Origin of the sequence: Erwinia mallotivora, assembly GCF_000590885.1 — a bacterium.
Lineage (GTDB): Bacteria > Pseudomonadota > Gammaproteobacteria > Enterobacterales > Enterobacteriaceae > Erwinia > Erwinia mallotivora.
Window position 1 is genome coordinate 244138 of record NZ_JFHN01000075.1, and the last position, 10088, is coordinate 254225.

At 54.0% G+C, this 10088-nt stretch carries 7 protein-coding genes, 1 rRNA gene and 2 pseudogenes; 8 read left to right on the top strand and 2 right to left on the bottom strand.

Annotated elements, in window-relative coordinates:
* Positions 1-2: 2 nt before the first annotated feature.
* Both BG55_RS21245 and emrB read left to right on the top strand, forming a co-directional pair.
* Positions 3-677: pseudogene (locus tag BG55_RS21245) on the top strand (HlyD family secretion protein); the annotation flags it as partial.
* 17 nt (positions 678-694) lie between these two features.
* Complete coding sequence (gene emrB, locus BG55_RS21250; RefSeq protein ID WP_034941840.1) at positions 695-2230, top strand: multidrug efflux MFS transporter permease subunit EmrB; 1536 nt, start codon at positions 695-697, stop codon at positions 2228-2230.
* Positions 2231-2272: 42 nt separating this feature from the next.
* Here the strand turns inward: emrB and BG55_RS21255 are convergent, their stop codons facing one another.
* Entirely contained in the window at positions 2273-3316 is a 1044-nt protein-coding gene (locus BG55_RS21255; protein WP_034941842.1) for a tRNA/rRNA methyltransferase, read from the bottom strand.
* Between the two features lie 256 nt (positions 3317-3572).
* On the opposite strand from BG55_RS21255, the gene trxC reads away from it, so the two are divergent.
* From trxC to BG55_RS23425, 6 genes and pseudogenes are all read left to right on the top strand, one after another.
* Positions 3573-3992: a thioredoxin TrxC gene (trxC, locus tag BG55_RS21260; protein WP_034941845.1), complete on the top strand. Its 420-nt coding sequence runs from the start codon at positions 3573-3575 to the stop codon at positions 3990-3992.
* 82 nt (positions 3993-4074) lie between these two features.
* Positions 4075-4761 (top strand): tRNA-uridine aminocarboxypropyltransferase, encoded by a 687-nt coding sequence (locus BG55_RS21265; RefSeq protein ID WP_034941847.1) that lies wholly within the window; start codon positions 4075-4077, stop codon positions 4759-4761.
* Between the two features lie 126 nt (positions 4762-4887).
* Complete coding sequence (locus tag BG55_RS21270) at positions 4888-7557, top strand: bifunctional acetate--CoA ligase family protein/GNAT family N-acetyltransferase (protein ID WP_034941850.1); 2670 nt, start codon at positions 4888-4890, stop codon at positions 7555-7557.
* Positions 7558-7656: 99 nt separating this feature from the next.
* Positions 7657-9012 (top strand): CDP-diacylglycerol--serine O-phosphatidyltransferase, encoded by a 1356-nt coding sequence (gene pssA / locus BG55_RS21275; RefSeq protein ID WP_034941851.1) that lies wholly within the window; start codon positions 7657-7659, stop codon positions 9010-9012.
* A gap of 80 nt (positions 9013-9092) precedes the next feature.
* On the top strand, positions 9093-9395 hold the full coding sequence (locus BG55_RS21280) for a YfiM family lipoprotein (RefSeq protein ID WP_034941916.1): 303 nt from the start codon (positions 9093-9095) through the stop codon (positions 9393-9395).
* Between the two features lie 115 nt (positions 9396-9510).
* Positions 9511-9624: pseudogene (locus BG55_RS23425) on the top strand (molybdopterin-guanine dinucleotide biosynthesis protein B); the annotation flags it as partial.
* Between the two features lie 105 nt (positions 9625-9729).
* On the opposite strand, the gene rrf reads toward BG55_RS23425, so the two are convergent.
* Positions 9730-9845: ribosomal RNA gene (gene rrf / locus BG55_RS21285) — 5S ribosomal RNA — on the bottom strand.
* Between the last annotated feature and the right edge of the window lie 243 nt (positions 9846-10088).

The following is a 10088-nucleotide window of genomic DNA, read 5'->3' on the forward strand; positions in this document are numbered from 1 at the left end:
TGGTAGCCACCGCAAAAGCTCAGCTCGACGTCGCCGAACAGCAATACAACGCCAGTCAGGCGATGATCCTTAATACCACGCTGGAAAATCAGCCCGCCGTCAAACAGAGCGCAGCAGAACTACGCGACGCATGGCTGGCACTGCAACGTACCGAGGTGTTGAGCCCCATCGACGGCTTTGTCTCGCGTCGTAGCGTTCAGGTCGGCGCACAAATCTCGTCCACCACCCCACTGCTGGCGGTGGTGCCCGCCACGCACCTCTGGGTGGATGCTAATTTCAAAGAAACTCAGCTTGCCAGCGTGCGCATTGGTCAGCCTGCGACGGTGACCAGCGATATTTATGGCAGTGATGTGGTTTACCACGGCAAAGTGGTCGGGCTGGATATGGGAACAGGTAGCGCCTTCTCCCTGCTTCCCGCGCAGAATGCCACGGGGAACTGGATTAAGGTGGTACAGCGCCTGCCGGTGCGGATTGAACTTGATCCGAAGGAAGTGGCTCAGCACCCGCTGCGGATTGGGCTGTCAACGCTGGTCAGTATTGACACCGACAATACCGAAGGCGCAGTGCTCGCCAGCAATGTTCGCACCACACCGGCTTATGAAAGTAATGCGCTGGCACTTGATCTGTCGCCCGTTAACCAGCTGATAGCCGATATCATCCGCGCCAATGCGGGTTGAACGGATAAGAGGCTGATATGGCGCAAAAACCGCTTGAAGGAACCCAACTGGTTCTGATGACTATCGCGCTGTCACTGGCGACTTTTATGCAGGTACTGGACTCCACCATTGCCAACGTAGCCATACCCACTATCGCCGGTAACCTTGGTGCGTCCAACTCACAGGGAACCTGGGTCATTACCTCGTTCGGTGTCGCGAATGCTATCTCGATTCCGATAACCGGCTGGCTGGCTAAGCGGGTGGGTGAAGTCAGGTTATTTCTGTGGGCAACAGCGGCCTTTGCCGTGGCGTCATGGCTGTGTGGCATGTCGGAAAGCCTGACAATGTTGATTTTCTTTCGCGTCATTCAGGGCGTGGTGGCCGGTCCACTGATCCCGTTGTCGCAAAGCCTGTTGCTCAGTAACTACCCCCCCGCCAAACGCAGTATTGCGCTGTCACTGTGGGCGATGACGGTTATCGTGGCACCCATTTGCGGACCGATTCTGGGTGGCTGGATCAGTGATAACTATCACTGGGGCTGGATATTCTTTATCAACGTGCCGATTGGTGCGGTCGTGGTGATCCTGGCCCTGCAAACGCTGCGCAATCGTGAAACGGCTACGGTTATCCGCCCTATTGATACGGTCGGTCTGGTGTTGTTGATTGTGGGAATTGGCAGCCTGCAGGTGATGCTGGATCGCGGCAAAGAGCTGGACTGGTTCAGTTCCAGAGAGATTATCGTTCTGACGGTAGTGGCAGTGGTGGCACTGGCCTTGCTGCTGGTCTGGGAACTGACTGACGATCATCCGGTGGTGGATTTATCGCTGTTCAAATCGCGAAACTTCACCATCGGCTGCCTGTCGATCAGTCTGGCCTATATGCTTTATTTTGGCTCAATTGTCCTGTTGCCTCAGCTACTACAGGAAGTTTATGGCTACACCGCAACCTGGGCCGGACTGGCTTCAGCACCGGTAGGCATACTGCCGGTGCTGCTTTCCCCGGTGATTGGACGCTTTGCCCATCGGCTGGACATGCGCAAGCTGGTGACTTTCAGCTTTATCATGTATGCGATCTGCTTCTACTGGCGTGCTTATACCTTTGAGCCGGGGATGGATTTTGGCGCATCCGCCTGGCCGCAGTTTATTCAGGGTTTTGCCGTGGCCTGCTTTTTTATGCCGCTGACGACCATTACCCTTTCTGGTTTACCACCAGAGCGACTGGCCGCCGCGTCAAGTCTGTCAAACTTTACCCGGACCCTGGCAGGCTCAATCGGCACGTCAATTACCACGACCATGTGGAGCGACCGGGAATCGATGCATCACAGTCAGCTGAGTGAATCGGTCAATGCCTGGAACGTCAATTCGCAACAGATGTACAGTAAACTGGAACAGACCGGGATGACTCACGACCAGGCGTCCTCATGGATTGCTCAGCAGATAACCAACCAGGGATTGATCATTTCCGCGAATGAGATCTTCTGGGCCTCGGCGGGGGTCTTTCTGATATTACTGGTATTGATCTGGTTTGCCCGTCCGCCCTTCGGTTCGGGTAGTGGCGGCGGTGGCGCACACTGATTTTACGCAAAAAAAAACGGGCCGTTATGGCCCGTTTTTTTATCAGGCGTTCTGTCGCCACCACTCGGCCAGCAAAATACCTGTTGCTACCGAAACGTTGAGACTTTCAACATTCCCGGTCCCGGAGATGGAGACGTTCAGCTCGCCCTGCTGCCATGTGCTGTCAGACAAACCATCACGTTCCTGTCCTAACACCAGCACCATTTTGGGTGGCAGTTCAGCTTCGGTCAGTGGAATGCCTTTGTGGCTGGAAGTGGTCACAATGGTATAGCCAGCCTTGCGGAAAGCATTCAGACCAGAGGCAAAGCTCTCACCACTGATAGCCTGAACATACTCAGCGCCGCCCTCCGCCGTTCGTACTGCGGCCCCTGATTCGAGTATCGCAGCATCATCCACCAGCACCCCTTTTGCACCAAAATGCGCGCAGCTGCGCATCATGCCGCCCAGATTATGTGGGTTACCGATCTCTTCCAGTGCCAGCACGCAATCTTTCTCACCCGCCGTTGCCAGCCACTGGCTGACCGGCATACTCATACGCTTTTTAATCAGGAAGCAGACGCCACCATGGTGTTCGGTTCCGGAGGCTTTTGCCAGCTCAGCCTCATCAACGACGTGATAAGCCTTGCGGTTAGCGGCCATCCATTTCAATGCTTCGCGAAAACGCGGGGTCACGCTCTGCACAAACCAGGCGCGTACGATACAGTCCGGACGGCTCTGAAACAGTGCCTGACAGGCATTTTCACCATATACCCGCGTCTCTTCCATACGCTGACGACGGATCTGCTGCGGATCGACATGGCTCTTGCCACTGATACCGCCGTGCTCCGGCTTATTTTCTTCCGCAGAATATGGCGCACGCGACACCGTGCGCCACGGGGATTCACCCGGTGCTAACTCGCGCTCAGGCTCGCGGCTGCGACCACGCCCACCTCCGCCATCAGCATTACGTGAAGGACGACGACTGCCATCCTGACGAGCGCCACCCTTACCAGTACGGGGGTTGTGCCCACCTTTACTGTTCTCGTCATCACCGCGGACATACATCACTTTGACTTTGCCGCTTTTACCTTTAAATTCGTCGTTCATTTTCCCTCCACCTGGCTGAGCGCGAAGCGCGCAGATTACCTGATGTAACAACACTTGGCTATCAACTTCCCAAAATGATGCGATGGCGTGCGTTTCGCAGAATGTCAGCGGCATCCTGACTAATCAGTCACCACCTATTGTATTCATCGAACAAATCGCGTTGTTGCCGTGGCCCTGCCTCGCCATAATTATCATCGTAAAACTGAGTTATGTGGTAAGTGAGTGCTTGCCGCAAATTATTACCCGAGGTGTATCTATGAATACGGTTTGTGCATCATGCCAGGCAACCAATCGTGTTCCGCAGGATCGTATTAACGACGGGGCCAAATGCGGACACTGTGGAACGTCTCTGTTTAGTGGAGAAGTGGTTAACGTCACCACGGCGACTTTCGATAAATATTTGCAGGACGATCTGCCTGTGGTTATCGACTTCTGGGCACCCTGGTGCGGCCCCTGCGTTAATTTTGCGCCTGTTTATAAAGATGTGGCGGGAGAACGCAGCCATCAGGTGCGCTTTCTGAAGGTCAATACGGAAGCAAAGCCTGAACTGAGTGCGCGTTTTCGTATTCGTAGCATCCCCACCATCATGGTGTTCAAACAGGGGCAGATGGTCGATATGCTCAATGGTGCCATGCCAAAAGCGCCTTTCAGTGAATGGCTTGACGAAAATATTTGAATGCGGGTGTTCAGACCGCCTCTGAACACTACTTCTGCCTGTCTGTTTCTGTCAGAATGGCGGTTTTCGCTGATTAATCGCCATGACTGATAACGCCGTCCTCCGTCTGCGTGCAGAGCGCCTTTCCCGCTCGACTCGCCCGTTCCTTGCCCGTGGTAACCGTATTCAACGCTGCCAGCGCTGTCTGCTGCCGCAAAAAAACTGCCTCTGTGACACGCTGCAACCTCAACAGGCACGCAGCCTTTTTTGCCTGATAATGTTTGGTAGCGAGCCGTTGAAACCCAGTAATACCGGAAGGCTGATTGCGGATGTCCTGCCAGGCACTCAGGCTTTTGGCTGGTCACGTACCGATCCGGACCCGGCGCTTCTGGCGGCGGTGAAAAATCCCGAGGTATCTCCCCTGGTGGTTTTCCCTCAGTCTTATGCCGATGCGGGTCGCGAGGTGCTGAATACCCCGCCGCTAAGCGGGAAACCTCCGCTGTTTATTATGCTGGATGGGACCTGGAGCGAGGCGCGCAAAATGTTTCGTAAAAGCCCGTGGCTGGACATGTTGCCGGTAATGTCACTCAGCCTGACCACGCCTTCGAACTATCAGCTGCGGGAAATCCACGCCGAAGGCCAGCACTGCACGGCCGAAGTCGCAGCAGAGCTACTGGTGCAGGCAGGCGATAACGCCGCAGGTGCCGCGCTGCGTCAACACTTTGATTTATTTCGTCAGCGTTATCTCGCGGGTAAGTCTTTCCACGCGCCTCATCAGAAAAGTGCATGATGCCTGAGGAGAGTGGTATCGCCTTTTAGTGTGGATTGCACGCGGGCCGCCTTCAGCAACGGAAACGCAGCAATAAAAGGTGAAAGCGTTTAAAATCAGGCATCCCCTCTGAGTCAGGAGCCAGTAATGAGCCAACGAGCACTCGAAGCGCTGCTACGTCCCAGGTCTATTGCCGTTATCGGGGCATCTGTTCGCCCTGAACGCGCGGGCTATCTGATGATGCGCAATCTGCTCGCGGGGGGATTCAGCGGCCCGGTCCTTCCCGTTACGCCAAAGTATAAAGCGGTGTGCGGGGTTCTGGCCTGGCCGGATATTGCCAGTCTGCCGTTTGCACCCGATCTGGCCGTCCTTTGCACTCATGCCAGCCGCAATCTTCAGTTGTTGCAGGTGCTGGGTGAGCGAGGCTGCAAAGCCTGTATTATCCTTTCCGCTCCTCCCTCGCAGTTGGAAACCCTGCGGGAATGTGCCAGGCAGTGGCAGATCCGCCTGCTTGGCCCGAACAGTCTTGGCCTGCTGGCTCCGTGGCAGGGACTGAACGCCAGCTTTTCGCCAGTGCCGATTTATCCGGGAAAACTGGCTTTTATTTCTCAGTCGGCCGCCGTTTCCAATACGATTCTGGACTGGGCACAACAACGGCATCTCGGCTTCTCGTGGTTTATTGCGCTGGGCGACAGTCTGGATATCGATGCCGATGACCTTCTGGACTTTCTCGCTCGTGATGGTAAAACCAGCGCGATTTTGCTTTATCTTGAACATCTCAGTGATGCCCGCCGCTTTGTTTCTGCGGCACGCAGTGCAGCAAGAAATAAACCCGTGCTGGTGATTAAAAGTGGCCGTTCAGCGCAGGCGCGGCAGTTGCTGGGAACACGGGGTGGCATGGACGGAGCCTGGGATGCTGCTATCCAGCGCGCGGGACTGCTGCGGGTCAGGGATACCCATGAACTGTTCTCCGCCGTTGAAACACTGAGCCACATGCGGCCACTTCACGGTGAGCGATTGATGATTATCAGCAACGGTAGCGCGCCGGCCGCTCTGGCACTGGATGCGCTGGATGCACGCAGTGGCAAGCTGGCCTTACTGAGCGACGAGACTGTAGCCAGACTGACAAACACTCTGCCGGAAGGCATTTCTCCAGGTAATCCTCTCAATCTGAAAGATGATGCCACTGCCGGACGTTATCAGCAGGCCATATCCGTCCTTCTGGAGAGCCGCGATATCGATGCCTTACTGGTGATCTATTCTCCCAGTGCCGTGGCGCCTGCCACACAAACTGCACGAGCGGTAATCGACATAGTCAGCGGTCATCCGCGTGGTAAACAAATTGCGCTGTTAACAAACTGGTGCGGGGAGTTCTCTGCCCCCGAAGCGCGGCGTGGCTTCAGTGAAGCAGGCATTCCCACTTATCGTACCCCTGAGGGGGCAATAACTGCGTTTATGCATATGGTAGAGTACCGCCGTAATCAGAAACAGCTTCGCGAAACACCTTCGTTACCCGCCAGTCTTGCGGTGGATACGGCTGAAGCGCATCAGCTTATCCACCAGGCACTGAATGAGGGGATGACAACCCTTGCCACCCATCAGGCTCAGCACATTTTGCAGGCCTATGGTCTGAAAACCCTGCCTGGCTGGCTCGCCAGTGACAGCACTGAAGCGATACAGATTGCGGGTAAAGTAGGCTATCCGGTTGCACTGAAGCTTCAGTCTCCTGATATTCCGCATAAATCCGGGGTGCACAGCGTGGCGCTTTACCTGCGTTCTGCTGCCGAAGTACATCAGGCGGCGGTGGCGATTGTCGATCGTGTCAGACTGAGCTGGCCTCAGGCACGTATTGATGGGCTACTGGTACAAAGTATGGCTAATCGTGCGGGGGCTCAGGAGCTGCGGATTGTGATGGAACAGGACCCCGTGTTTGGACCGATTATTATGCTGGGTGAAGCCGGAGTTGAGTGGCAGGCAGATCGACAGGCTGCGGTGGTACTTCCCCCTCTGAATATGACGCTCGCCAGCTATCTGGTTATCCAGGCTGTTAAAGAGGGAAAAATTCGCGACCAGAGCGCTTTTTCTCCGCTGGATATTCAGGGCCTGAGCACTGTTCTGGTACAGGTTTCCAATCTGATCGTTGATTGTCCCGAAATCACCAGGCTTGATATTCATCCGCTTCTGGCCGCAGGCGCAACGTTTTCCGTGCTCGATGCTACCATGCAACTTGCCACTTTTGATGGCAATCCTGAAACTCGCCTGGCTGTCCGCCCTTATCCTCATCAGTTAGAAGAAATTGTGCAGTTGAAAAATGGTGAACAGCTGCTGTTTCGCCCAATTCTCCCCGAAGACGAACCGCTGCTAAAACAGTTTATAGCCCTTGTCACTAAGGAGGATCTTTACTATCGCTACTTCAGTGAGATCAATGAGTTTACTCATGACGATTTGGCTAACATGACCCAGATCGACTACGATCGGGAAATGGCATTCGTCGCGGTCCGGGATGAGGGTGATACAACGGAGATTATCGGCGTGACAAGAGCGATATCTGACGCGGACAATATTGATGCCGAGTTTTCAGTGCTGGTGCGCTCCGATCTGAAAGGACTGGGCCTGGGGAGACAGCTACTGGAGAAGATGATTATGTACACCCGTCAACATGGCTTACAGCAGCTCAATGGCATCACCATGCCAGGTAATCGCGGCATGATTACGCTGGCACGTAAACTGAATTTTGCTGTCGATGTGCAGCTGGAAGACGGAATTGTTAGTCTGTCACTACCATTAAGTGGATCGGGAGAGTGTCTGGAAACGTAAAACTGCCCACTCCAATATCAACTAATGATACTATTCGCGGTTAGGGTGATGATTTTATGGCAAAAGGCCATTCCATGAACAGAGAAGAAACGCATTGTGATGCTGTCTAAATTCAAACGTAATAAACATCAACAGCACCTTGCAAAACTGCCAAAACTGTCTCAGTCGGTTGCCGATTTTACCACGCTTTATTCTCCCGCCGACTTTCGTCAGGCACTACTGGAGAGAATTGCCAGTGCAACGTACCGAATCTGTATTGTGGCGCTCTACCTGGAAAATGATGATGGCGGGCGCAGCATACTTTCTGCACTTTATGAAGCGAAACGTCGCCGTCCTGGTCTTGATATCAGGATCCTCGTTGACTGGCACCGTGCGCAGCGCGGTCGTATTGGCGCGGCGCGCGGCGTAACCAATGCTGACTGGTACTGCGAAATGGCCGATTTAAACGCTGAGATTGCCATTCCGGTTTATGGTGTACCGGTTAATACCCGTGAAGCTCTCGGCGTGTTGCATCTTAAGGGTTCAGTGATTGATGATACGCTGCTCTATACGGGTGCCAGCCTTAACGATGTTTATTTACATCAGCACGATAAATATCGCTACGATCGCTATCAGCTGATCACTAATCCTCCGCTGGCTGATACTTTAATCAACTGGATAGACACAAATCTGATCCAGGCCGATGCGGTCCATCGACTGGACCAGCATGAGCGTCCCAAAAGTCCGGAAATAAAAAATGAGACGCGGCAGTTTCGTCAGGATCTTCGTGGATTTGACTATGATTTCACTGGTGATGCGGGTAACGAACAACTGACGGTGACACCGTTGGTTGGCCTGGGTAAGCGCAGCCTGCTGAATAAAACCATCTATCACCTGATGCCCTGTGCTGAAAAGAAACTGACGCTGTGTACGCCCTATTTTAATCTCCCGGCCATTCTCGTTCGTAACATTATCTGGTTACTGCGACAGGGGAAGGAAGTTGAGATCATTGTGGGTGACAAAACCGCGAATGATTTTTACATCCCACAGAATCAACCCTTTAAAATTATTGGTGCTCTACCCTACCTCTATGAGATCAATCTGCGCCGCTTTCTCAGCCGTTTACAATACTACGTGACTAATGGACAACTGAGTGTCCGTCTCTGGCGCGATGGCGAAAACAGCTATCACCTTAAAGGAATGTGGGTCGATGATGAGTGGATGTTGATTACCGGTAACAATCTGAATCCACGAGCATGGCGTCTGGATTTAGAAAATGCGGTGCTGATCCACGATCCTCTTCAGCAATTAGGCGATCAGCGTGAAAAAGAACTGGAGCTGATTCGCCAACATACCGTTCTCGTTCGCCATTTCAGCGATCTGGAAAGTATTTCAGAATATCCCGTCAAAGTCAGAAAGCTTATTCGAAGGCTCAGACGCATCCGTATCGACAGGCTAATCAGCCGTATTCTCTGAGTTTTCGCTTCCTCACATCCCCGGCCCTGATATCGTGCAGGGCCAGTTCTGAAGGAGTGTCCGTGGGCAAATTTTGGCTGATGATGACGCTGTTCTGCTCAGGCTGTACACATATGGCTCAGGACAGTTGGACAGGAAAAGACAAAGCTCAGCATTTTATTTCTTCAGCTTTTATCTCTGCGGCTGGTAATGCCTTTGGGCAAAAACAAAACTGGAGCAGCAGCCAAAGTAGCAGTTTCGGCCTGATGTTCTCTGTAAGCTTTGGCGCAGCTAAAGAGCTGTATGACAGCCGGGCTGGGGGAACAGGCTGGAGCTGGAAGGATTTCGCCTGGGATGTGGCGGGGGCCGCGACGGGCTACGCCCTGTGGAATGTTTCGCGCTAGTTCGCCCTGTTACCGGCCATAGCCGCATCTTAATGGCCTGCCGCACATTGCTGATTTTGGAAGCTGGCAGGACTGTGCACAGGTGCTGTGCCGGGCCGGTGGCATGCCCGGACCTACTGCCGGACAGGCCAGCGACCGCAGCATCCCGGTGACGTGCCCTCTGCTGGATCTCAATGACCCGCCGCAGATTGCTGATTTTATTGCCGCATGGCTGCGCACCCGGCGCTGAGCTCTTCAGCGGTAAAAGTCGGCCCGGGAAGGAGGTATCCGCTTTTTACCGCGACAGAACGCAAAAAACCCCGGCCTTACGGTCGGGGTCTTCGCTTTATATGATGCCTGGCAGTTCCCTACTCTCGCATGGGGAGACCCCACACTACCATCGGCGCTACGGCGTTTCACTTCTGAGTTCGGCATGGGGTCAGGTGGGACCACCGCGCTACGGCCGCCAGGCAAATTCTTTGTGCTCGGAACGAATCTTTTACGCCGATGCCGCGTTGCTCTCCCTCGCGCCGCTCCGTCACATACCCACGTATGCTCCGTCTCGTCGTCTCAGTCGGCGCCTCGCCTCCGCGCAAAATCTTTCGTTCCCGCTAATTCTTTATCCGTCACAAGCTGAAAATTATTCACTGTCTCTCAACAGAACGCCTCTGGCGTTGTAAGGTTAAGCCTCTCGGGTCATTAGTACCGGTCAGC

What these genes read in the sequence shown, in the direction of transcription:
- emrB (WP_034941840.1), top strand. Translation starts at nt 695, where the DNA reads ATGGCGCAAAAACCGCTTGAAGGAACCCAACTGGTTCTGATGACTATC.
- BG55_RS21255 (WP_034941842.1), bottom strand. Translation starts at nt 3,316, where the DNA reads ATGAACGACGAATTTAAAGGTAAAAGCGGCAAAGTCAAAGTGATGTAT.
- trxC (WP_034941845.1), top strand. Translation starts at nt 3,573, where the DNA reads ATGAATACGGTTTGTGCATCATGCCAGGCAACCAATCGTGTTCCGCAG.
- BG55_RS21265 (WP_034941847.1), top strand. Translation starts at nt 4,075, where the DNA reads ATGACTGATAACGCCGTCCTCCGTCTGCGTGCAGAGCGCCTTTCCCGC.
- BG55_RS21270 (WP_034941850.1), top strand. Translation starts at nt 4,888, where the DNA reads ATGAGCCAACGAGCACTCGAAGCGCTGCTACGTCCCAGGTCTATTGCC.
- pssA (WP_034941851.1), top strand. Translation starts at nt 7,657, where the DNA reads ATGCTGTCTAAATTCAAACGTAATAAACATCAACAGCACCTTGCAAAA.
- BG55_RS21280 (WP_034941916.1), top strand. Translation starts at nt 9,093, where the DNA reads ATGATGACGCTGTTCTGCTCAGGCTGTACACATATGGCTCAGGACAGT.